Here is a 22,810-nt window from a genome sequence, read left to right as displayed (position 1 = left end):
GGCACCCGGCCCGGCCGGTTCCGCTGCCCGGCCGGTTCCTCGCCCCGACCGGGTTCCCCGCCTCGCCCGGCTCCCGGCCCGGGCGGGTTCAGCCGTGGGCCGCCTTGCCGTCGGCGGCGATCGCCGCCAGGCCCTTGTCGGTCGGGCCGTAGATCCGCCCGCCGCCCGCCCAGTACGGCACGGGGGTCGTCGAACCGCCGTTGGGGTGGAACCCGAAGGTCCAGCGGGGCGTGCCGGTGGCCGGGTCCAGGGCCCAGACCTTGCCGTGGACCCAGATGTAGACGGTGCCGTCCGCGTAGTGCGCCGCCATGTCGAGGAGCGGCGCGCTCGGCAGCGAGCCCGACCAGTGGACGGCGCCGGTCCGGGCGTCGAAGGACTGGACGACCACGACTCCCTTCGCGTAGTGCGATCCCACGGCGAAGACGGTGGTGCCGTCGGGGCTCGCCACGGCGCCCCGGAAGTTCCACTCCCCGGCCGACTGCCACACCACCTTGCCGTCCGCCGGGTCGACCGCGTACAGCCGGTCGGCGAGGTGGAGGAAGTAGCCGCCGGCCGAGGTGTGCGGGCCGTCGGCGAAGTAAGGCAGCCCGGGCACGAGGGCGCCACTGCCGGGGGCCAGCTGCTCCCAGAGGCTCTTTCCGCCGTTGCCGGTGTCGAGCGCCTCCAGCTTCCCGGTCCTCCGGTAGGTGGTGAGGTCCATCGCGTAGGTCTCGAACAGCAGGCGGGTCCCGGCGGACGGGACGGAGAGCCTGGAGTTCTCCAGGACGTCGTGCGGGCGCACCAGTTGCCACCGGAGCCGGCCCGTGGCCGGCTCCACCGCCCAGACGAAGGCCGCCGCGTAGGTGACCGGGGCGGTCGGGTCGGCCAGGTGGAAGGTGCCCTTCGCCTCGCCGGCGACGTAGACGAGGCCGTCGAGGAGGCCGACCACCGAGGCGGACGGCGAGACGTGCAGGTCCGGCGGGGAGAGGGTCCAGGCGGCGGCGCCGGTCGCGAGGTCGACGGCCTTGAGGGCGTACGTCAGGTTGCCGGGGCCGCCGTAGCCCATCAGGTAGGCCATGGTGGCGTCGACAGCCACCGGGCGGTCGCCGAGGCCGGCGCCGGACGGCGAGGTGTAGTTGGTCAACGGCCCCCAGCGGGTCTGCCCGGCGCGGTCGACCGCCCACACGCCCGTCATCCCGGCGGCCACGACGGTATCGCCGCTGCCGGTCAGCGCGATCACCGGTTCGACCAGCGGAACCGTCCAGAGCGGGGTGGCCACCACGTCCGTGTCCAGCGAGCGCGAGTAGTCGGTCGGGTCGGCGGCCGGCGCCGTCGCCGGCGGGCCACCGGCACCGGGGGTCTTCGGCTTCTCGGGCGCGCCGCCGCCGGTGAGGAACACCGTGCCGCCGCCGGCCGCGGCCACCACGACCCCGCCGGCCAGGCCGAGCAGCAGCTTGCGGCGACCGGGGCGGGGCCGGACGTCGACCGGTCCGAGCCGCACCGTCTGCCGCGCGGTCGGCGGCGAGTCCGGGCCCGCCGCCGGCTGCCCGGGCGGCAGCGGCGGCAGGGGCGACAGCCCGGACGGCGGCAGGGCCGCCGCGGCGGACGACGGGGCCAGCACGGCCGCCGCCTCCTCGATCGCCGCGACCAGCGCGGGGTGCAGCCACGTCCCCGGGGTCAGCGGTCCCGCGCCCTGGGAGGCGGCGAGCTGCTGCGGCGTCGGCCGGTCGCCCGGGGCCTTGGCCAGGCAGGCGGCGACCAGCAACCGAACTCCGGCGGGCACCGCCGCGAGGTCCGGCTCCTCGTGCACCACCTGGTACAGGACCTGCAGCGGATGCCCGCCGCCGAACGGCGCGGTCCCGCCGGTACCGGCGTAGGCCAGCGTCGAGCCGAGCGAGAACACGTCGCTCGGCGGGCCCGCCCGCTCGCCGCTCGCCTGTTCCGGCGACATGAAGGCGGCCGAGCCGAGGACGGTGCCCTCGGCGGTCAGTGCGGTGCCGTCGGCCGCCCGGGCGATGCCGAAGTCGATGACGTGCGGCCCGTCCAGCGCCAGCAGCACGTTGCTCGGCTTGAGGTCCCGGTGGGTCAGCCCGGCGGCGTGGATGTTCCTCAGTTCCTCGGCGATCCCGGCCGCCAGGATGCGCAGCACGTGCTCGGGGAACGCGCCGACCAGCCGGACCGCCTCGTCCAGCGCGATCCCGGGCACGAAGGCGGTCGCCATCCAGGGCACGGGCGCGTCGGTGTCGGCGTCCACGACCGGGGCGGTGAACGCGGAGGAGGCCGCCCGGGCCGCGTTCACCTCGGCCCGGAAGCGGGCGCGGAACCCCGGGTCGGCGGCCAGTTCGGGCCGGACCACCTTGACCGCGACGGTCCGGCCGCCCGCCGACCGGCCGAGGTAGACCACCCCCATGCCCCCGGCGCCCAGCCTGCCGAGCAGGGCGTACGGGCCGATCCGGGTGGGGTCGGCGGGTTCCAGCCGGCGCATGCTCAGGCCCCTTTCGCGGGCAGCGAGGTGATCGTCCGGGTCGTCGTGTCGGAGACGCAGAGCCGTCCGGCGCCGGCGCTCCAGGCCAGCTTCGTGGCGTCCCGGCCCTTGAGCCCGGAGTACTTCCAGCGGGCCTTGCCGTCGGCCGGGTCGAGCGCCCACAGCACGGCGTCGGCGCCCATCCGGTAGAGGTTGCCGTCGGCGCGGAGCAGGCGGGCCCCGAGGAAGGGGGCGTCGGGGGAGTCGGGCGGCAGCGGGGTCCGCCAGCCGGGGCGGCCGTTCGCCGGGTCCACGGTGCCGATCGAGCAGCCGCCGTCCCCGTCCCGCCAGAGGAGGTAGAGCAGGCGGCCGTCCTCGCTGGTGGCGAAGCCGTCACCGAGCTTCGAGGCGCCGACGACGCCGCTCGCCGTCCACGCCGGGCCGCCGGTGTCCGGGTCCAGGGCGGTCAGCGTGCCGTCCTTGTCCGGGGCGAGTACGTACCTCCCGGCGGTTCCGAGGCCGAACGCGGCGAGCCTGCGTTCCCAGACGGTCCCGCCCTTCGCGTCCAGGGCCTTCAGCTGGTCGAGGTCGGAGACCACGATCCGGTCGTCCGTCGGCACCGTCGACTGGAGCAGCATGGTGTCCTCGCCGTGGAACCAGAGGCTCTGCCGGGTGGCGAGGTCCACCGCCCAGACGTGGGTGCCGGCCGGGACGAGGTCACCGTGGTCGTTGCCGTCGCCCAAGCCGAGCCAGTAGGCCTTGCCGGCCCGGATCCCGGCGAAGGAGAGGACGCCCGCCGCGTTCTTCCGGCCCTGCGGCAGCCGCCAGTCGAGTCTGCCCTCGGCCAGGGTGAACGCCAGGAGCTCGGGCGCCGTGGGTGACCCTCCGAAGGCGTAGAGCCGGTCGCCGTCAAGCCCGGCGACGGACCGCGGGGTGGTCGGGTCGATCGCGAAGGCGCCGCCCACGGTGGCGCCGTCCACCGTCCACCTGGTGCGGCCGGTGTCGTCCACCCCCCAGATGTTCAGGATGGAGACGCCGACCACCACGCCGTCCGCGGAGAGCACCTGGGGACAGGGGTTCGGCTGGGTCGCCTGCCAGCTCGGCCCGATCTCGGGCACGTCGGCGCCCGAGGGGCGGACGGGGGCGGACGGCGTGCTGCCGGCCGTGCTGCCGGCCGTGGCGCCGCGGCCGCCCCGGTCGTTCAGCAGCGCGATCGTGGTGGCGGCCCCCGCCGCCGCGAGCACGCCGCCGCCGACGCCGAACAGCACCGTCCGGCGGCTCGGGCGGCGGGCGGGCACCGCGTCCTCGGGCGGCCGGCCCCCGGGGCCCGGGTCGGCGGGCAGCGGCGGCGCCGCGGGGGGAGCGCCGGGCGGGCCCGGGTCCGGGAGGGGCAGGGCGGTCAGCACACCGCGTGCGGCGATCACGTCCGTCGCGACGGCCGGCGGGAGCCAGCCGTCGGCCGGGTCCGGGCGGCCGATCCGCTCCACCAGCTCGACCAGTTGGCGCGGTGTCGGGCGGTGGTTCGGGTTCTTGGCGAGGCACCCGGCGACCAGGTGCCGGATCCCGTCCGGCAGGCCGCTCAGGTCCGGGTCGGTGTTCACCACCCGGAACAGCACCGCCGCCCCGGCGCCGTCGCCGAACAGCCGGGTGCCGAGTGCGGCGTAGGCGACCGTCGAGCCCAGCGCGAACACGTCGCTCGCCGGGGTGAGCGGCTCGCCCAGCGCCTGTTCCGGCGACATGTACGGCGCCGACCCGATGACCGCGCCGGTCGTGGTCAGCCCGGTGCCGTCGGCCGCCCGGGAGATCCCGAAGTCGATGACGTGCGGCCCGTCCAGTGCCAGCAGCACGTTGCCGGGCTTCAGGTCACGGTGGATCAGCCCGGCCCGGTGCACCTCGGTCAGCGCCTCCGCCAGCCCGGCGGCCAGCGTCCGCACGGTCACCCCGGGCAGCGGGCCGTGCCGGGCCACCGCGTCCTGGAGCGGGACGCCGACCACGAACGCGGTCGCCATCCAGGGCGTGGCGGCCTCGGTGTCGGCGTCCACCACCGGGGCGGTGAACGCCCCGGAGACCTGCCGGGCCGCCGCGACCTCCTGCCGGAAGCGCGCCCGGAAGGACCCGTCCCCGGCCAGCTCCGGCCGCACCACCTTGACCGCGACGGTCCGCCCGCCGGCCGACCGCCCCAGATACACCGCGCCCATGCCGCCGGCCCCGAGCCGCCCCATGAGCGTGTACGGCCCGGCCTGACGTGGGTCCCCGGCCCCGAGTCGCTCCAACGTGTCCCCCTCCCGTGAGCCCTCACAGGCTAGGGGGAACGGTGGGGTCATGACAGGCGATCACCGGTTTCCCGCGGGAACCCGGTCCGGCCAGCTGCTCAGCAGGCGGCCGTAGCCGGCCGCGAAGTCCTCCACGGGGATCACGTGCCCCTCCGGGGCGATCGTGTGCCAGCCGACGTCGTTGATGCCGACGAGGACCGACACCACGTCCGGGCGCGCGTCGAGCACGTCCGCCTGCCAACGGGCTTCGAGGTCCCGCACCTTGTCGCCCGGGACCGCGGAGTTCAGCCAGGTCACGGCCCGCTCGGGGTGCCGCAGCCCCCACTCGCCCGCGATCCGCAGCGGGTAGCCGGAGCCGAGGCCGTGCTCGGTCGCCGGCCGCCCGCAGTCGGTGATCGAATCGCCGGTGAACATCACCGTGCTCCCGGGGCGGAGGCTGATCGTCATGGGCGTGCTCCTGGAACTCGGTCGAGCAGGGGAGAGGAGGGGAGAGGAGGGGTGAGGAGGGGAGAGGAGGGGAGAGGAGGGGTGAGGAGGGGAGAGGAGGGGAGAGCAAGGGAGAGGAGGGGAGGAGCCGGGACCGGGTCAGGACGCCGGGGCGCCGAACCACCGGTCGGCGGCGGAGGCGAGCGACTTGCGGTCGGGGTCGTGGCCGTCTGCCCAGGCGACGGTGCCGTCGGGCCGGACGAGTACGGCGCCGAACCCGAGGTCGTTCGCGGCCGGCCCGGCCGCGTACCGGATCCGGCTCTCCCGGTCCCCGGCCACCTCGCGCAGGTGCCGGTCGGCCGTGAAGTCGAGCAGGACGCCCCGGCCGTCCCGCAGCAGCTCGCCGAGGCGGGGCCCGTCCCTGAGGAGGAAGTCCGGGGCGCTGCGGCCGACCAGCGGGTTCTCGTCGCCGAGGTCGTAGCGGACCCAGGCGCCCGATATCCGCTCGAACACGAAGGTCGCTCCGTCACGGGTGCCGATCAGCTCGCGCACCACCGCCTGGATCGCCCGCCCGTGCGGGTCCGGCCGCATGGTCGCCACCTGGGCGCGCGTCCAGTCGAGCACCGCGGCGCCGACCGGGTGGCGCTCCCGGGTGTAGCTGTCGAGGAGTCCGTCCGGCGCGTGCCCGTGCACGGTCGCCGCGAGCTTCCAGCCCAGGTTCACGGCGTCGCCGATGCCGGTGTTGAGCCCCTGGCCGCCCAGCGGGGAGTGGATGTGCGCGGCGTCGCCCGCGAGCAGGACGCGCCCCTGCCGGTAGGTCGTCGTCTGCATCGCCCGGTCGGTGAAGGTCGACACCAGGTCGACCCCGCCCAGCGTCACGTCCGTCCCGGAGACCCGGCGCAGCACCGACTGGAGGTGCTCGCGGGTGGGCGTCTGCGAGCGGTCGAACGCGCCGCCGTCGAAGTCCATCATGGCGAGGTGGCCCTTGCCGGGCATCCGGACGTACAGGCCCGTCGGTGTGAGGTTGAAGCCGAAAGCCAGCTCCTCGGGATCGGCCAGGGTGGCGCGCATCGAGTAGCCGGTGAGCTGCGGCCCGGTGCCGACGAAGTCGAAGCCCGTGAGCCGGCGTACGGCACTGCGTCCGCCGTCGCAGCCGACGAGCCAGCGCGCCGGGTACGCGTCCTCGCCCGCCCGGGCCACCACGCCCTCGTCGTCCTGGGTGACCGCCGAGACCGTGACGCCGCGCCTGATCTCCACGCCGAGTGCGGCGGCCCGCTCGGACAGCAGTCCCTCGACCACGTCGAGGGACGCCATCATGCTCTCCGTGGCCGAGCCGGGAAGCCGGAACGGCAGGGCGGCGACGTCGATCCTGGCCGGGTCGAGCATCATTCCGCCGAAGTGGCCGCCCAGGCGCGGCCGGGCCGACTCGGGAGCGTCGTCGAGACCGGCGGCCTTCCGCAGCCGGTCCAGCAGCCCCCGGCGGTGGAACGCCTCGGCCGACGCGGTGTTGAGGCCCCGGCTCCCGAGCGGCGCCGCCCGCCAGGGGGAGCCGGGCTCGGCCTCCCGTTCGAGAACCAGGACCGAACAGCCCGCGAGGCCGAGCTCACAGGCGAGGAACAGACCGACCGGGCCGGCGCCCACGATTACCACGTCATGCACGGGAACTCCCCTCCGAAGCCTGAACCCTTCAGGCACTCCGAGGTTCCACCGGGCCACTGATGGATCGCACACAGCTCACTGACACGGCATCACAGGCCGCTGACAGCAAGCCTGCACGGGAGCGATCCAGGCGGTGCGCCGGCAGCACGACCGGCCGGAGGGGGCCGCCCCGGTCAGGCGCCCTCGACGGTCTCGGTGCGGTGGACGCGCAAACCCCGGCGCAGGTAGTTGCCCAGCGCGGTCGGGTGGTCGTTCGAATCGGTGTGCAGCCACACCCTGCGGACCGACTCCGCCTCGAACGGCTCGGTCGCCCAGGCCTGCCGCAGGGCGAGGGTGAGCGCGTGGCCGCCGAGCCCCTGCCCGACGTACTCCGGCAGGAGCCCGAAGGTGACGATCTCCACCTCCCCGCCGGCCTGGGGCTCCAGGGCGGCTATCCCGGCCGTCGTGCCCGACAGTTCGACCAGCCAGTACTGGCGGTGCGGATGCGCCCGCGCCAGCTCCGTCCACTGCTGGTCGGTCCGGCTGGAACTGCGCCAGCCGTACGCGGCCCCGACCCGGGCCTGGACCGAACGCACCAGCGCCGACAAGCCCTCCTCGCGCCGGAGCTCCATCCCGGGCACCGCCCGACCCGGCGTCAGCTCCTCGCGACCGGTCATCTCCAGATACGTGACGATCTTTCCCATCCCGGCACGCTACCGGGCCGGGCGCCGCTCCCGCACCGGAGGGCGCGAGCACCACGGGCCGCCCGGGGCCCGGGGCCCGAACCGGGGGCCGCGGTAAGCACCGTAGGCCTCGGACGTCATGATGGACCGGATTCTCCGGCAGCCCCACCGGACGACCCTCACCCTGCGACCGACGGCACCCTCCTGGAGACGACATGAGTCCCGCCCCGCTTCCCCTGCTGCTGCCGGACGGCCGGCCCGCCGCCCGCGCCTGGACGCTGGACCCGGCGCTGACCCACCTCAACCACGGCTCCTTCGGCGCCGTCCCGGAGGCCGCGCAGCAGGAGCAGCAGCGCCTGCGCGCCGAGATGGACCGGGCGCCGGTGGTGTGGTTCCCGGCCCTGCCCGGGCGGGTGGCGGCCGCCCGGTCGAAGGTCGCGGACTTCCTGCGGGTCGACCCGCGCGACCTCGCCCTCGTGCCCAACGCCAGCGCGGGCGCGAGCGTCGTGTACGGCAACCTCCCGGCCCGGCCCGGCGGCGAGGTGCTGGTCACCGACCACGGCTACGGCGCCGTCACCATGGGTGCCGAGCGGCTGGCCCGCCGCTGGGGCGGCAGCGTCCGGACAGCACGGGTGCCGCTTGACGCCACGGCCGAGGAGGCCTGCGCCGCGGTGCTCGCCGAGGTCACCGACCGGACCGCGCTGATCGTCCTCGACCACATCACCTCGGCCACCGCCCGCTGGATGCCGGTGAAGGAGATCGGCGCGGCAGCCCGGGAGCTGGGCATCCCCCTGCTGATAGACGGGGCCCACGTACCGGGCCTGGCCGAAGACCCCCTGGCCGGGCTGGAGTTCGACGTCTGGGTCGGCAACCTGCACAAGTTCGGCTGCTCCCCGCGCGGCGCCTCGGCCCTGGTGGTCCGCAGCGGACTCCGTCACCAGCTCTACCCGTTGATCGACTCCTGGGCGGCCGAAGCCCCGTTCCCCGAGCGCTTCGACACCCAGGGCACGATCGACGCCAGCAGCTACCTGGCGGCCCCGGAGGCGCTGGGCTTCATCGAGCGGACCTGGGGCTGGGCGGCCGCCCGCGACTACCTGCGCGAGCTGGCGGACTACGCCGAACGCATCGTCGGCGAGGCCGTCACGAAGCTGACCGGCGAGAGCGCCGCCGTCGACGTCGGCATGCCGGTGAACGCCCTGCGGCTGGTCCGGCTCCCCGACGGCCTGGCCGCCACCCGCCTCGAAGCCGACGCCCTGCGCGACCGGGTCGCGGCCGAGCTGGGCGTCGAGGCCGCGTTCACCAGCTTCGACGGCGTCGGCTACTTCCGCCTCTCGACCCACGTCTACAACACGGCCGCCGACTACGAGGACTTCGCCGAGCGCTGCGTCCCCGTGCTCGGCAGCTGGGCCCGCGGTACGGCGGAGCGGCACTGAGCCGGCCTCCGACGGGAGGCCGCCACCTCCCGTCGGAGTCCTCCGAGCCGCCGGGGACGGAACCGGCGGCTCGGGAGAGAACCGAGGCCGGCCGCCCGGCCCGGCTCCGTACACTGGCGGGCATGGCATGCCGCATCAGTGAGCTGGTCATCGACTGTGCCGACCCCGAGCAGCTCGCCGTGTTCTGGAGCGAGGTCCTCGGCTACGTCGAACTCGGCCGGGAGGCCGACGGGAGCATCGAGATCGGGCCGCCCGGCGTCGGCTTCGGCGGCCCGCAGCCCACCCTGGTCCTCAGCCCCGGTGGTGACCCCCGGCCCGGGAGGAAGCTCCGGCTGCACATCGACGTCAGCCCCACCGACCGGGACCAGGACGCCGAACTGGCCCGGCTGCTCGCGCTCGGTGCCAGGCCCGTCGACATCGGCCAGACCGGCGCCGAGGACTGGCACGTGCTGGCCGACCCGGAGGGCAACGAGTTCTGCCTCCTGCGCACCCGGCTCCAGCCCCGCTGACCGCTGAGCCACCGCCCGCGGCGCTGCGCTGTCCGGGTGTGGTCCGGGCGAGGTGGCGGTGCGGTCCGCCTGTGGGCCGGGAGAGGTCCGCGGAAGGACCCGGCGAGCCCCGGGAGGCCGAAGGCGCGCGGCCAGACCGTGCAGGATCCGGGAACCCCGGGAGAATCGGAGGCGGACCGGTTCGGCCGCGCGTCGGCCGCCCGGTTCCGCCGGTTCCACCGCCCGCACCCGTACCGCCCAGTGCAGAGGAGCACCCCATGCCCGACTTCCACCCGGAGCACGATCGCCTGGTCGTCAGGCCGATCGGGGAACCCGCCGCCGACGCCGACACCCGTACGGGCGAGGTGGTGGCGGTGGGACCCGGCCGGCCGCTGGAGAGCGGCAAACCGCACCCGGTGGACGTCAAGGTCGGCGACCGGATCGTCTTCGCCACGTTCTCGGGCTCGGAGATCGAGGTCGCGGGGGAGCGGTACCTGGAGGTCCCCGAGGACGAGGTCCTCTCGCTGTCCGCCGAGTAGGAGCCCGCCGAGGAGGAGAACGTCATGACCGAGCAGTCGAAGGCCCGGATCGGCGTCACCGGACTGGCCGTGATGGGCCGCAACCTGGCCAGGAACTTCGCCCGCCACGGCTACCGCGTCGCCGTGCACAACCGCACCCGGGCCAGGACCACCGCCCTGCTGGAGGAGTTCGGGCACGAGGGCGAGTTCGTCCCGGCCGACTCGCCGGAGGCGTTCGTCGCGGCGATCGAACGCCCGCGCATGATCGTCATCATGGTCAAGGCCGGGGAGCCGACCGACGCGGTCATCGACGAACTCGTCCCGCTGCTCGACGAGGGCGACGTGCTGGTGGACGGCGGGAACGCCCACTTCCTCGACACCCGACGGCGGGAGGCCGCCCTGCGCGGGCGCGGGCTGCACTTCGTCGGCAGCGGCATCTCCGGCGGCGAGCAGGGCGCGCTGGAGGGCCCCAGCATCATGCCGGGCGGCACGGCGGAGGCGTACCGGCTGCTGGGACCGCTGCTGGAGGACATCGCGGCGCGGGTCGACGGCAAGCCCTGCTGCACGCACGTCGGACCGGACGGCGCCGGCCACTTCGTCAAGATGGTCCACAACGGCATCGAGTACGCGGACATGCAGCTGATCGCCGAGGCCTACGACCTGCTGCGGCACGCCGCGGGCCTGCAGCCGGCGCAGATCGCCGAGGTGTTCCGCACCTGGAACGGCGGGCGGCTGGAGTCCTACCTGATCGAGATCACCGCGGACATCCTGGCCCACACCGACGCGGACACCGGCCGGCCCTTCGTCGACGTCGTGCTGGACCGGGCCGAGCAGAAGGGCACCGGGCGCTGGACGGTCCAGACCGCGCTGGAGCTCGGGGTGCCCGTCGGAGGCATCGCCGAGGCGGTCTTCGCCCGGTCGCTGTCCGGCGGCGTGTCCCTGCGCGAGGCGGGCCGCGGCCTGCCCGGACCGACCGAGACCTGGCTGGACAGCGCCGCCGCGGACCGCTTCGCCGACGACGTCGAGCAGGCCCTGTACGCCTCCAAGATGGTCGCGTACGCCCAGGGCTTCCAGCAGATCCAGGCCGGCAGCGCCGAGTACTCCTGGCGGATCGACCCCGGCGAGATGGCCGCCATCTGGCGCGGCGGATGCATCATCAGGGCCAGGTTCCTCGACCGGATCAAGGCCGCCTACGACGGGAACCGGGAGCTGCCCACCCTGCTGACCGACGCTCACTTCACGGAGGCGCTCGGGTCCGCCCAGTCGGCCTGGCGGCGGGTGGTCTCGACGGCGGCCCAGCTGGGCGTGCCGGCGCCGGGCTTCGCGACCGCGCTCGCGTACTACGACAGCCTGCGGGCCGAGCGGCTGCCGGCCGCCCTGGTCCAGGGGCAGCGGGACTTCTTCGGCGCGCACACCTACCGGCGGGTCGACCGCGACGGGGTCTTCCACACCCGCTGGGAGGAGCCGCAGCGCCCGGAGGAGCGGCGCTGAGCGGCCCGCCCGAAGCGTGGCTCGGCCCTCCCGGGTCCACCCGGGAGGGCCGAGCCACGCCGGCGCCACGGGTCAGCCGGGGGTCAGCCGGTGGTGACGACCGTCCGGAAGCGGGCGGCCCCGGCCGGCATCCGCTCGTAGGCCGCGGTGATCCCCTCCAGCGGCACCGTCTCGATCATCGGGCGGATGCCGTGGAGCAGGCTGAACTCCATGGTGTCCTGCACGTCCTGCCCGTCCTGCGCGGTGCCCGAGGGGTGACCGCGGATGATCGTGCCGCTCATCAGCAGCGGGTTCGGGCCGGACCTCTCCCCAGCACTGGCACGACCGGGTACTGATGCGCACGACCGGGTGCGGGTACGACCGGGTGCGGGTACGGCACCCCGCGCGGAAGGCACATCCGCACCCAGCAGAGCAGTGCCGGCCCGATCGCGCACGGCGGGCGAGGGCGACGGCCGCGACCCGCACCCCTGCGCGGGGGGCGTTTCACGTTCCCGTGCCCGGGCAGGCGCGGGCCGTGCGGGACGGCGGGCACCAGTCGCCTCCCGGTGGGCGCGCACCGGCGATCGAGCGTCCGCGCGGCTCGCGTGCGAGCCGCGGCGCCGAGGGGGATCCAGCGAGAGGAGTGGCCGTGAAGGCTCTGACCTGGCAAGGAAGGCGGGACGTACGCGTCGAATCGGTGCCCGATCCCGTGATCGAGGACCCGACCGACGTCATCGTGAAGATCACCACCACCGGACTGTGCGGATCGGACCTCCACCTCTACGAGGTCCTCGGCCCGTTCCTGGATCCGGGCGACATCCTCGGCCACGAACCGATGGGCGTGGTCCAGGAGGTCGGCCCCGAGGTCACCGCCGTCCGGCCCGGCGACCGCGTCGTGGTGCCCTTCAACGTCTCCTGCGGCACCTGCTTCACCTGCGCGCAGGGTCTGCACTCGCAGTGCGAGACGACCCAGGTCCACGAGTACGGCACCGGGGCGTCACTGTTCGGGTACACGAAGCTCTACGGCCAGGTGCCCGGTGGGCAGGCCGAGCTACTGCGCGTACCGTTCGGCAACACGCTGCCCATCAAGGTGCCGCAGGGGCCGCCCGACGACCGGTACGTCCTGCTCTCCGACGTCCTCCCGACCGCCTGGCAGGCCGTGGAGTACGCCGACGTGCCCGACGGCGGCAGCCTGGTCGTCCTGGGCCTCGGGCCGATCGGCGACATGTGCACCCGGATCGCCGCCCACCGCGGCGCCGGCCAGGTGATCGGGGTGGACCTCGTACCGGAACGCCTGGAGCGGGTCCGCGCCCGCGGGACCACCGTCCTCGACCTCGACCGGCACGGCAAGGGCCTGGCCGACACGATCCGTGAGATGACCGAGGGCCGCGGCCCGCACGCCGTCATCGACGCCGTCGGCATGGAGGCGCACGGCTCGCCGGCCGCGACCCTCGCCCAGCAGTCCACGGCCCTGCTGCCGAGCGCCCTGGCCGCCCGGCTCATGCAGCACGTCGGAGTGGACCGCCTCCACGCCCTCCACCTCGCCATCGACATCGTCCGCCGCGGCGGCACCATCTCCCTGTCCGGGGTCTACGGCGGCATGACCGATCCGCTCCCGATGCTCACCCTGTTCGACAAGCAGATCCAGCTGCGCATGGGCCAGGCCAACGTCCACCGCTGGTCCGACGACATCCTCCCGCTGCTCTCCGACGACGACCCGCTGGGCGTGGAGGGCTTCGCCACCCACCATCTCCCGCTCGCCGAGGCGCCCGACGCCTACCGCCTCTTCCAGAAGAAGCAGGACGGCGCCGTCAAGATCCTCTTCAACCCCTGATCCCCGTCCCCGCTGATCCCCGTCCCCGACTGATCCCGCCCCCGTTGATCCCTGCCCCCGACTGATCCCCGTCCCCAACGCCGCACCGGCGTGACCGCTCCCGGGAGCCCCCATGTCCCGAACGCTGCACCGCTTCGCCGACCGGACCGCCCTGGTCACGGGCTCGTCGCGAGGCCTCGGCCTGCTCATCGCCCAGGAACTCGCCCGGCGCGGCTGCCGGGTGATGCTCTGCGCCCGCGACCCGCGCGAGCTCGGATTCGCCGAGAGCCGTCTGCGTGCCGAGGGCGCCGAGGTGGCGTCCGTGGTCTGCGACATCACCGACGAGTCCGCCCCGCGCGCGTTGCTGGACGCGGTGCACGACCGCTTCGGGCCCCTGGACGTCCTGGTCAACAACGCCGGCATCATCCAGGTCGGCCCCTTGGACGCGTTGCGGGAGGAGGACTTCCGCGAGGCGATGGAGACGATGCTCTTCGCCCCCTTGCGGCTGACCCTCGCGGCCCTGCCCGACCTGCGGGCCAGTACGGCCGGCACGCTGGTGAACATCTCCTCCGTCGGCGGACGCATCGCCGCACCCCACCTGCTCCCGTACGCCACCGCGAAGTTCGCCTCGGCCGGTCTGTCGCAGGGACTGCGGGCCGAACTCGCCGGAGCGGGAGCGGGAGCCGGAGCTGGCGAGGGGGCCGGGGTCAGTGTCACCACCGTGCTGCCCGGCCTGATGCGGACCGGCTCGCACACCGCGGCCCGCTTCCACGGCAGGCCCGGCGCCGAGTACAGCTGGTTCGCCGCGGCGGCGTCGCTCCCCCTGCTGTCCATGGACGCGGAGCGCGCCGCCCGCGCCATCGTCCGGGCCGCCGAGCGCCGCAGGCCCGAACTCGTCCTCACCCCGGCGGCCAAGGTGGGCGTCCGGCTCCAGGGCCTCGCTCCCGCCACCACGACCCGCCTGCTCGGCCTCGCCGCACGGATCCTGCCGGGACCGGGGCAGGACCCGCGCCGCAACGTCCGCGGGTCCCGGGCCGCGGTCGACTCGCCGCTCCCCGCGGCCGTCACCGTGCTCGGCGACCGGGCGGGGCGCCGCTACGGCGAACCCGGACCCGGCCGCTGACGAGCTCCGGGTGGACCCGCGATCCCGGCGGCGTGTCCGGTCCGTCGCCGCCGGTCCGCGCCGGCCCGCGCCGACGGAGCGGCCGCCGCCGGTGGCGGTTCGGCGGCGGCCGCGGCGTCAGACCAGCCGGTCGCGATCGCGGGCGGCGACGGCGCGCACCCGGGCGGCGAACTGACCACGGCTGCGCTGCTGGTGCAACTCCTCCGCGGCCTCCTCGTCGTCCTCGTGGGCGGGGGTCTCCGGGGTCGCGTCCTCGTCGTGGTCGGAATCGGTGTACTGGTCGTGCAGGAGCCAGCAGCCGTGGATGCCGGCGAGGAGGTCTTCGAGGAGGTCGCGGGCGGGACGCCGCGGGTCGAGGGGGGTCAGGCGCAGGCCGGTGTCCTCCGGGTCGAGGCCCCCGTCGCCGTCGCCCTCCGAGTACTCGGCGAGGGCCTCCTCGAAGTCGTTGAGCTGGTCCCGCAGGGCGGTGGGGTCGGGCAGCAGCCCGTCGGCCACCTGCAGGGCGTGCCGGACGAGCCCGGCGACGGCGTCGTGCGGGGACGCTCCGGCGTCGATGAGTTCGAGGACGAGGGTGGGGGTCTCGTGGGCGAGCGCCTCGATGGCGTCGGCTTCGAGCACGACGGTGGCGCGGTCGTGGCCGGAGGCCTCGGCGGCGATCTCGGCGGCGGCGGTGAGCCAGTGGGCCGCGGCGACGGCCGCGGCGGTGGGGTCGATGCCGGAGAAGAGCTCAGCGGGGCCGAACGGGTCCTGACGGAAGAGGTGGTCGGCGGCGGCGACCTGGGCGGGCGAGGCGTCCTCGCGGCTGAGCAGGACGGCCTGCTGGGCGCGGCCGGAGAGGTCGCCGAGTTCGGCGCTCTCCACGGCGGCGAGCTCCTGGCCGGCCTCGGCCAGGACGGTGGCGGTGAGTTCCGGGTCGCCCAGGGCCACCAGGGCGCGGCCGATCCGGTTCGCGGACTCCACCAGGGGGCTGTAGGAGACGGTCAGCATCCCGCCCTGGGGCAGGTTGGGGCGGGCGACGGCGGCGGCGACCTCGCCGAAGGCCTCGCGCTCCCGCTCGCGCCGCCATCCCTCGCTGCCGGACTCCAGGGAGTCGGCGGCGCTGGCCGGGTGGGTGTAGGTGCGCCAGGCCGCCTCGGACAGCTGGGTGAGCGTGCCGGCCAGGCGCAGCAGCGCGGCGGTGTCGGCCTCGGCGGGGAGGACGGCGACGCGGGCGGAGAGGTCGCCGCCGCCGGTTCCCCAGGCGGCGATCAGCTCGTGCCGGGCGGGGTCGACACTGTAGCGGGTCATGGCGGCGCTCCTTCGGATCGTGTCGGCGCACCGACTGGCCTGAGGTGATTCTGGCGTGCGCCGCGGCCGGGGGTGAGCTTTTCCGCCCGGTGACGCACCGCACGAGGACGGGGTGCTTCGGCGGAGCCCGCGGCACCCAGCCGACTTCGTCGGTGCAGCCCGTCCTCGGCTACGTCAGGTCCTTGCGCATCAACGTGCACACGGTCTCGTACCGTTCGACCGAGCCCTCCGCGGTCTCCACCTCCCAGGAGTCCGGCTCGCGGCCGTAGGCCCGGTAGCCGAGCCGCTCGTAGAGGGCGCGGGCCCTGGGGTTGCCCTCCTCCACGCCCAGTTCGGCCACCGTCAGACCCCGGGCGGTGATCCGGGCCTCCGCGGTGGCGATCAGCAGCGTGCCGATGCCGCACGACCGGAGCGCCGGATGGACGCCGAGCTGCCAGAGCGTGCCGGCACCGCTCCTGACCGTGTAGTCGACGCCGCCGATCGCCACCGGCAGGCCGGCGGGCCCGTGCACGGCCAGGTAGTCGACCTCACCGCGCTCGGCCCGTCGCACCTGGTCGGCGAGCCGGCGCACATGCAGGGCGGAGCCCGCCCAGCCGCACGAGGGCACGTCCTCGTGGGTGAGATCGCGCACGGACAGCGAGACCCTGATGTCGGTCACCTGGACCACCTCCAGCCTGAGAGGCTCCACCACACGTCGGCGAGGCGCAACACCGTTCGGGGCGTCCGCCCCGGGGCGGGGCGTTCGTCGCTCGTGCCGCGCGGCGCCCGGCTGGGTCAGGGCGCGGCGGGAGGCGGCGTCGCTCCCGTGGCGAGCTGCGCGCGGACCCGGGCGGCGAGAGCGGACATGTCGGCCGGGAACCGGGCTTCGAGGTCGATGCCGGTCTCCTCGGCGATCACCAGGAGGGAGAACAGGCAGTCCGACAGCTCGTGGGCGAGCAGCTCGCGGCCGCCCGCCACGTCGGTGCGGTGGCCCTCGTGGGCCATCACCAGCTTCGCGAGGTCGCCCACGTCGCCCACGAGACCGAGCGCGTAGTCGGTGAGGTCCCACCGGCGGCCGAGCCGCTGCTCGTTCAGGCGGTCGTAGGACTCGCGGACTTCGCGCACCGCGTCGTGCAGCCGCTCCCGGTCGGACATGGTCGGCTCCCGTACGGACGGCGCCGGGCATGCGTCGTCATCACGTCGACGCGCGCCCGGCGACTCACCTGAATCGCTGTCGGTCCCCGTTCTATGACGCCTCGTCAGTCCTGACAAGTCGATTCCCGGTCGAACCTCTCCCGAGGGATTCACCCTGCGGTACGTCGTGCCGCTCGACGGCGTCGTGGGACAGCACCGGTGGGCGGCTTCGCCCCGACCCCGGCCGGCGGCGGGGTCGGGGCGATGGTGGCCCCGTTCAGGCGACGGTGGCCGCGTTCAGGCGACGCTGTCGCGCCGACGGCGGCGGAGGAGGGCGAAGGCGCCACCCGCGAGCGCCAGGGCCACGCCCGAACCGCCGACCAGCACGGGTGTCGAGGAAGGGGCGGCTGCCGACTTCTTCGCGACGCCGTAGCCGCTGGACATGCCCGCGGTGTCGTACACCGAGCCGGGCAGCTTGTCGGCGTACCGGGCCTTGACCAGCTTCTGGTAGGTGCTCAGCGAGACCGCCGACTGGCCGTCCAGCCCCTGTCGCGCCTGGTCGTTGAGCGGTTCGACCGTGGTGAGCTTCAGCTGGTACCAGCCGCGGATCTGCGGCTCGGAGAACACCAGCGTCCCCACCGTGGCCCTGCCCGCGAACGTGGCGTCGCTGTCGCCCTCGCGCACGGCCGCCAGGTGCCACCCGCCGCCCTGCGTGGGGGCGAGCATGACGGTGGCGTTCCGCCCGTTGACCGGGGCGTTCAGCGCGGAGACCAGATAGCTCAGCTTGACCGCCTCGGTGGCGATCGGCAGGGACGTCCCCGCGGCGAAGCCGGGAGTGATCTCGTTCAGGGCCAACGGGTCCTTGACGGTGAACGCAGGCAGGCCCTCGCACGGGTCGGCCTTGTCGGGGATCGCCTGCGGTGCGCCGACCGCGTCCCCCTGGGGAACCGGCACGCTGAGGAAGCGGCAGACGGTGGCGCGGACGTCGGCCGACTTCACCAGGTCGAGGGCGGCCTGGTAGTCCGGGATGTCCGCCGGGAGCGGGTCCATGGGCGCGGTCGCGTGGGCGGGGCCGGCGACTGTCAGCAGCGCGGCCGCGCTCAGTACCAGGACGGTGGTCAGGCGGGAGCGGCGGTAGGCCGCCCGCTTGCTGGACATTCTTGCTCGGTGCATGCCGCCTGCCTTAACGGGAGATGCCGATCCGGGAGTGGGTCCACTTGAACGAGCTGTTGCTGACGTAGTCGTTGTAGTTCCACCACGTGTAGGTGGCGGTGTCCGGCCACGGGTCGGCGACGCCGATGGTGTTGTTCGACGTGTCGAAGCCGTAGACGACGTTCATGTGGCCACCGCCGGACGTCCACCCGATGCGGGCGGCGACCGGGCGGGCCGCCTTGACGTCGGTGTAGACCTGGTTGAACGTGGCCGCGCTGTTCAGGCCCGAGCCGGGGTGGGCCATGCCGAGGCTGTTCCAGCCCCTGGCCATGTCGTCGAGTGTGGCGGGCTGGTTGTTGCAGCCGTAGGAGGGCTGGGCCCGGGTGCAGAAGTCCGTCTGTGTGCTGCCGTAGCCCTGGAACTTGGCGATCGTCAGCCCGGAGGCGACCCAGCACCACTGGGTCTTCTCCTGTTTGTACATGCCGATGTTGTCCTGCCCCGCCTCGGCGTGGGCCGGGCTCCCTACGGCGGCGAGCAACCCCGAAACCGTCAGTGTGACGGCCATCGTCGTGGCCGCGAACGTGGATCTGCCCATCTTCCTGCCTTCCCGCGAAGGTGCGATGCGTGCCGGGGGATCTGGCGCAGCTATGACAGCACGAATTCGCGCTGTCACCCATGGTGTGTATAGAAACTGCACCTACAAGGATGAATCGTCATATATGCAGGGCCGACGACGCCTAGGACCTCACACCGGGGGAGGTGATCCCCGCAGTGCGGTTCCACGGCGGGGCCGGGGCGGGCGCGGGCGTCATCGCGGCTCACCCGGCCGGCGGGAGAGCGGGGGCGGCGGGGGATCGAGGCGGACGAGGTGCGGGTCGGGCGGTCGGCGGTGTCGGCCCACCGGTCTCACGCGCCGACGAGCGCACGCGGGTCGGACCCTTCGCCGCCCCAGCCGTGGGTGGAGAAGCCGCAGCCCCCGCCCCGGTAGAGCGTGAGGGCGGCGTGGGCGGTGGCGAACATCGGCAGCGGTGGCGCGTCGACCGGGGACCAGTGGGCGCCGAGGTGCTTGTCCGGCTCGGTGTTCGTCAGCTCACCGCTCCAGGCGGTGGCGAGGAACACCGACAGCAGGAACGGGCCCTCGCCGTCCCAGCCCTGGCGGACCTGGATCGTGTGCACGAGCCGTAGGCCCCCGGGATCGGTGATCAGCCCGGTCTCCTCCCGCAACTCGCGGGCGGCGGCCTCGTCGAGCCGCTCGCCCTCCTCGACCTTGCCGCCGGGGATCGTCCACGCCGGCGTCGCGCGCCAGTCGTGCGCGGCGTAGCGGAGAGTCGCGACCAGATCGCGGTGCTGGTCGTGGACGATGACGGACACGGCCTGGCGAAGGATCTCCACGGTGCTACCTCCGGGACTGCTCGGCTGACGGGGACTCGCGGTGGCCGCGGGACGCGCCGGGGCGTCCGCGCTCATGCCGGCCGGCGCGCGTCCTTCGGGCAGTGAGCGTCAAGTGTGCTGTCCGCAGGTGGAGTTCGCGCGGTCACCTCGGGTCGGGTGGCGTCTGATGATGGTGCTGTTCGAGTGCGGCGTTCAAGCGGATTTCCGTCGGGCGCGCCCGGGGCGAACGGGGACGTTTCGAGCACCGTGCGCGCTTCCGGGGACGCCCCGAGGTGGTCGCGAGGGAGTGCGGCGAGGGTGGCGGAGCCCAGTGCGCAGGCGGCGAGCGCGCGTTCGAGCGCTGGCGGACCGTGCGGCTTCGCGCCGGTGGCGGGTGCTCGTCGGGTGGGGAGGGTGCGCGGCGGACAGTCGTCGGCGGATTCACCCGTTCGGCTGGCGAGCTGCCCGGGAAGGTTTGGGGCGTCGGTATGGCGGGGTCGGCGGCCGGTCCGCAGACGTACCGCCCGCGGAACTCCGGGTCGCCGCCGAGATCGGGGACAGTCACCTGATGGAGCGTCAAAATGACGATTGTGCCCGCACCTTCCTTACGACGCCTTTAAGCTTCCGCTGAATGGCGGGTGCTCCGTCACTCCACACGGCTCCTCACGCGGCCGGGCGCAGGCCCTCGACGATGAGAGTGGGAATGACATCTACAAGTGATCGGTTGAACGGCTCCGCGCGCGGGCCGGGTTGGGGGCGGTCGGGCTCGCCCGGCCGCCGGGCCGTGGCGAGAACCGCGGCAGTGGCACTGGGGATCGCGGGCTGCTCGCTGGCCGTCGCGCCGGCGGCGTTCCCGCAGTCCGGCGACGGGTCGGTGACGGTCCGGGTGGTGCGGGCGGTGGACACGAGCGGGGTCTGGACGCCGGCGCTGGAACCCGGGCTCGCGGGTGTCACGGTGACGCTCACCGACGACGCCGGCACCGCGGTCCAGGGGGCGACGGCGGCGGACGGCACGGTCACCCTCGCCCCGGCGGCGAAGCTGTCCGGCGGCAAGTACCGCGTCCAGGTGGTGAATCCGAAGCCGGGCGTGCTGTACCCGGCCTTCGCCTCCCGGGAGGGACTGGACGGCGCTCCGAACAAGCTGAGCAGCAACGAGGAGTTCGTCGACCTCTCCGGCGGCAAGAACGTCGCGTTCACCACGGGGCTGTGGAACCCCGGTGACTACTGTCAGAAGAACGCACCGCTGGTGACGACCTGTCAGCCCGCCGCGCGCGAGGGCGGCGCCCAGCGCACGCTGGTGTCCTTCCCCTACAGCGCGCGCGGCCAGGACGGCGTGGACGTGAACGCCACGGACATCGCCACCGACGCCGAGACCGGCACGATCTACGGCATCGGGTGGAACCGGTCCGACCGGCGGGTGTTCTCCTCCGCGCTGGCCAAGCGCACCACCGACTACGGTCCGGGCGGCGCCGGGGCGATCTACGTCACCGACCTCGCCCAGAAGAGGACGACCCTGTTCACCACCGTCCCGGAGGCCGGTGCGACGGTCCACGGCGGTGGCACCGACGACGCCTTCCTCGGTGTGCCGGGCAAGGAGAGCCTGGGCGGCCTCAAGATCACCGATGACGGCCGGGACCTCTTCGTCGTCAACCTCAACGACCGCAGGCTCTACCGCTACGACGCCACCGCGCCCACCGCGGCGGCGCCGAAGGCCTCCTACGCCGTCCCGGATCCGGGCTGCCCGGCGGCGGGGGACTGGCGCCCGTTCGGCCTGGGCCTCCAGGACGGCAAGGGCTACCTCGGCGGGGTGTGCTCCGGCGAGTCCACCGGCAAGGTCGCCGACCTTCGGGCGGTCGTCCTGCCGTTCGACCTCGCCACCGGGGTGTTCGGCAAGCCGGTGCTGGACCAGCCGCTCGACTACCCGCGGCAGTCGACCGTCGGCGGTGGCCCGTGCGACGGCGCGGGCTGGTTCCCGTGGACGAGCACCTACCCGACGTCGCAGAACGGCAACCCGTGCGGCGCCTCCACCATCGCCAACCCCGAGCCCGAGCTGGGCGAGATCGCCTTCGAGACCGACGGCTCGATGCTGCTGGCCTTCCGCGACCGCTTCGGCGACCGCGCCCCGGCCGCCCCCGCACCGGGCTCCGTCGCCGTCGTCATGTCCGGCGGCGACCTGAACAAGGCCTGCCCGGCGGGCGGCACGTTCGTGCTGGACACCAACAACGGCTGCGGGCTGTCCCCCCGGGGCACCCGGTTCTTCGACACCAGCTGGGGTGGCCACCGCAACACGGCGTTCGCCGGCATGGCGCTCTCCAAGGCCGAGAACACCATCGCGGTCTCCGCCTTCGACCCCAACCACACCGCCTTCGGGTACGGCACGTCGTTCCTCCAGCGCGACGGGCAGCAGGACCCGAAGTTCGGCCTGCGGCTCAACCCGCCGGGAACGGTGGCCCCGTTCGGCAAGGGCGCGTCGATGGGCGACCTGGAGGTCCTCTGCGACCAGGCGCCGCTGCAGATCGGCAACCGGGTCTGGTACGACCCGGAGCGCACCGGCGTCCAGCGGCCGGGCCAGCGCCCCGTCCCGGGCGCGACCGTCCACCTCTACGACGAGTCGGGGAAGCTCGTCGGCACGACGAGGACGACCACCCGCGGCGAGTACTACTTCGACGACTCCGACGTGGACGGCGGCCTCAAGCCGCGCACCAAGTACACCATCAGGCTGGACAACCCGGCCGACTACGCCAAGGGCGGCCCCCTGTACCAGTGGGTGCCCACCGACGCGGACGTCGGCGACAACCACTTCGTCGACTCCAAGGGTGTCGTCCCCGACGGCGGACGGTTCCCCGAACGGGCGCTGACCACCGGCGGGCCGGGCGAGAACGACCACACCTTCGACTTCGGGTTCCGCCGGCAGGAGGGCGCGCTGCGCCTGGTCAAGCACGACCAGGACGGCAAGCCGCTGGCGGGGGCGAGGTTCCAGCTGTGGCACGAGACGAACGGCACCGACGGGCTGCAGCCCACCGGTGACAAGCCGGACGCGAAGCTGGGGAGCCCGTGCACCACCGGCACCGACGGCCTGTGCCGGGGCGCCGGTGAGCCGGGGACGTACTACTGGCAGGAGCTCAGCCCGCCCGAGGGCTACGCGGCGCCGGACACCACGGTGTTCGGTCCGCTGGTGCTGACGTCCGAGAACCTCGCGGACGGCGTCTCGGTCACGGCGGTCAACCGGCTGCTGCCCACCCCGTCGCCCACCCCCACGCCGACGACGCCGCCCGCGACGCCGACCCCGACGGAGACGGCCGGCGTCCCGCCCGCCTCGAACCCGCCGGAGCCGCCCGTCGTGCCGGCCGCCGCACCGGGCCCGCCGAGGCCCGCACCGGGTTCGCCCCTGGCGAGCACCGGCACGGGGCCGCTCGTTCCGATGGCCCTCGTCGCCGTGGCGCTCACGGCGCTCGGCGGGGTGCTGGTAGGACTGCGCGGGCGTAGGGCCCGGCACCGGTAACACCCCGGCCCGGCCGTCGGAGCCCGACGGGCCGGCGGCCGGCAGGGGCGGATCGGGCGGGTTCGCGGACCATCGGG

The 22,810-nt window shown here is 74.4% G+C and carries 18 protein-coding genes and 1 pseudogene; 7 read left to right on the top strand and 12 right to left on the bottom strand.

Annotated features, from left to right (window positions below; all coding sequences use genetic code 11):
- Positions 1–88 precede the first annotated feature (88 nt).
- From ACFWA9_RS20980 to ACFWA9_RS20960, 5 genes are all read right to left on the bottom strand, one after another.
- Entirely contained in the window at positions 89–2,464 is a 2,376-nt protein-coding gene (locus ACFWA9_RS20980) for a PQQ-binding-like beta-propeller repeat protein (protein WP_380388829.1), read from the bottom strand.
- Between the two features lie 2 nt (positions 2,465–2,466).
- Positions 2,467–4,716: a protein kinase gene (locus tag ACFWA9_RS20975; protein WP_352286630.1), complete on the bottom strand. Its 2,250-nt coding sequence runs from the start codon at positions 4,714–4,716 to the stop codon at positions 2,467–2,469.
- 60 nt (positions 4,717–4,776) lie between these two features.
- Positions 4,777–5,163: a GDSL-type esterase/lipase family protein gene (locus tag ACFWA9_RS20970; protein ID WP_380388827.1), complete on the bottom strand. Its 387-nt coding sequence runs from the start codon at positions 5,161–5,163 to the stop codon at positions 4,777–4,779.
- 138 nt (positions 5,164–5,301) lie between these two features.
- A complete protein-coding gene (locus ACFWA9_RS20965; protein ID WP_380388825.1) occupies positions 5,302–6,801 on the bottom strand; it encodes an FAD-dependent oxidoreductase in 1,500 nt (499 codons plus the stop codon).
- 173 nt (positions 6,802–6,974) lie between these two features.
- Positions 6,975–7,484 (bottom strand): GNAT family N-acetyltransferase, encoded by a 510-nt coding sequence (locus ACFWA9_RS20960; RefSeq protein WP_380388823.1) that lies wholly within the window; start codon positions 7,482–7,484, stop codon positions 6,975–6,977.
- 194 nt (positions 7,485–7,678) lie between these two features.
- Between ACFWA9_RS20960 and ACFWA9_RS20955 the strand changes: the two genes are divergently transcribed.
- The 4 genes from ACFWA9_RS20955 (at position 7,679) to gndA (ending at position 11,393) form a co-directional block, all read left to right on the top strand.
- Positions 7,679–8,896 carry an aminotransferase class V-fold PLP-dependent enzyme gene (locus ACFWA9_RS20955; RefSeq protein ID WP_380388821.1) on the top strand — a complete coding sequence of 406 codons (1,218 nt, stop codon included), beginning with the start codon at positions 7,679–7,681 and terminating at the stop codon, positions 8,894–8,896.
- A gap of 122 nt (positions 8,897–9,018) precedes the next feature.
- Complete coding sequence (locus ACFWA9_RS20950) at positions 9,019–9,405, top strand: VOC family protein (RefSeq protein WP_380388819.1); 387 nt, start codon at positions 9,019–9,021, stop codon at positions 9,403–9,405.
- Between the two features lie 257 nt (positions 9,406–9,662).
- Entirely contained in the window at positions 9,663–9,923 is a 261-nt protein-coding gene (locus ACFWA9_RS20945; protein ID WP_329485443.1) for a co-chaperone GroES, read from the top strand.
- Between the two features lie 24 nt (positions 9,924–9,947).
- On the top strand, positions 9,948–11,393 hold the full coding sequence (gndA, locus tag ACFWA9_RS20940) for an NADP-dependent phosphogluconate dehydrogenase (RefSeq protein WP_380388817.1): 1,446 nt from the start codon (positions 9,948–9,950) through the stop codon (positions 11,391–11,393).
- Between the two features lie 83 nt (positions 11,394–11,476).
- On the opposite strand, the pseudogene ACFWA9_RS20935 reads toward gndA, so the two are convergent.
- Positions 11,477–11,689, bottom strand: a pseudogene (locus tag ACFWA9_RS20935) (alcohol dehydrogenase); the annotation flags it as partial.
- Between the two features lie 332 nt (positions 11,690–12,021).
- Between ACFWA9_RS20935 and ACFWA9_RS20930 the strand changes: the two are divergent.
- The gene (locus tag ACFWA9_RS20930) at positions 12,022–13,206 is read left to right on the top strand and encodes a zinc-dependent alcohol dehydrogenase (protein ID WP_380388816.1); all 1,185 of its coding nucleotides are present in this window, start codon (positions 12,022–12,024) and stop codon (positions 13,204–13,206) included.
- Between the two features lie 112 nt (positions 13,207–13,318).
- The gene (locus ACFWA9_RS20925; RefSeq protein ID WP_380388814.1) at positions 13,319–14,308 is read left to right on the top strand and encodes an SDR family NAD(P)-dependent oxidoreductase; all 990 of its coding nucleotides are present in this window, start codon (positions 13,319–13,321) and stop codon (positions 14,306–14,308) included.
- A 117-nt stretch (positions 14,309–14,425) separates the two neighbouring features.
- On the opposite strand, the gene ACFWA9_RS20920 is transcribed toward ACFWA9_RS20925, so the two are convergent.
- From ACFWA9_RS20920 to ACFWA9_RS20895, 6 genes are all read right to left on the bottom strand, one after another.
- Positions 14,426–15,595: a hypothetical protein gene (locus ACFWA9_RS20920; protein WP_380388813.1), complete on the bottom strand. Its 1,170-nt coding sequence runs from the start codon at positions 15,593–15,595 to the stop codon at positions 14,426–14,428.
- Positions 15,596–15,764: 169 nt separating this feature from the next.
- Positions 15,765–16,253 (bottom strand): GNAT family N-acetyltransferase, encoded by a 489-nt coding sequence (locus ACFWA9_RS20915; protein ID WP_380388811.1) that lies wholly within the window; start codon positions 16,251–16,253, stop codon positions 15,765–15,767.
- 116 nt (positions 16,254–16,369) lie between these two features.
- Positions 16,370–16,729, bottom strand: a complete 360-nt coding sequence (locus tag ACFWA9_RS20910; protein WP_352286647.1) for a nucleotide pyrophosphohydrolase — start codon at positions 16,727–16,729, stop codon at positions 16,370–16,372.
- Positions 16,730–17,005: 276 nt separating this feature from the next.
- Positions 17,006–17,866 (bottom strand): hypothetical protein, encoded by an 861-nt coding sequence (locus tag ACFWA9_RS20905; protein ID WP_380388809.1) that lies wholly within the window; start codon positions 17,864–17,866, stop codon positions 17,006–17,008.
- Positions 17,867–17,891: 25 nt separating this feature from the next.
- Positions 17,892–18,455, bottom strand: coding sequence for a papain-like cysteine protease family protein (locus ACFWA9_RS20900; RefSeq protein WP_352286651.1), 564 nt, complete (start codon positions 18,453–18,455; stop codon positions 17,892–17,894).
- 311 nt (positions 18,456–18,766) lie between these two features.
- Entirely contained in the window at positions 18,767–19,252 is a 486-nt protein-coding gene (locus tag ACFWA9_RS20895) for an NUDIX domain-containing protein (protein WP_380388807.1), read from the bottom strand.
- Between the two features lie 781 nt (positions 19,253–20,033).
- Here ACFWA9_RS20895 and ACFWA9_RS20890 point away from each other — a divergent pair.
- A complete protein-coding gene (locus tag ACFWA9_RS20890; protein ID WP_380388805.1) occupies positions 20,034–22,733 on the top strand; it encodes an SdrD B-like domain-containing protein in 2,700 nt (899 codons plus the stop codon).
- Positions 22,734–22,810: the final 77 nt, after the last annotated feature.

The sequence above is a fragment of the Kitasatospora sp. NPDC059973 genome, assembly GCF_042737525.1.
Lineage (GTDB): Bacteria > Actinomycetota > Actinomycetes > Streptomycetales > Streptomycetaceae > Kitasatospora.
This window is presented reverse-complemented; position numbering and strand designations above follow the sequence as displayed.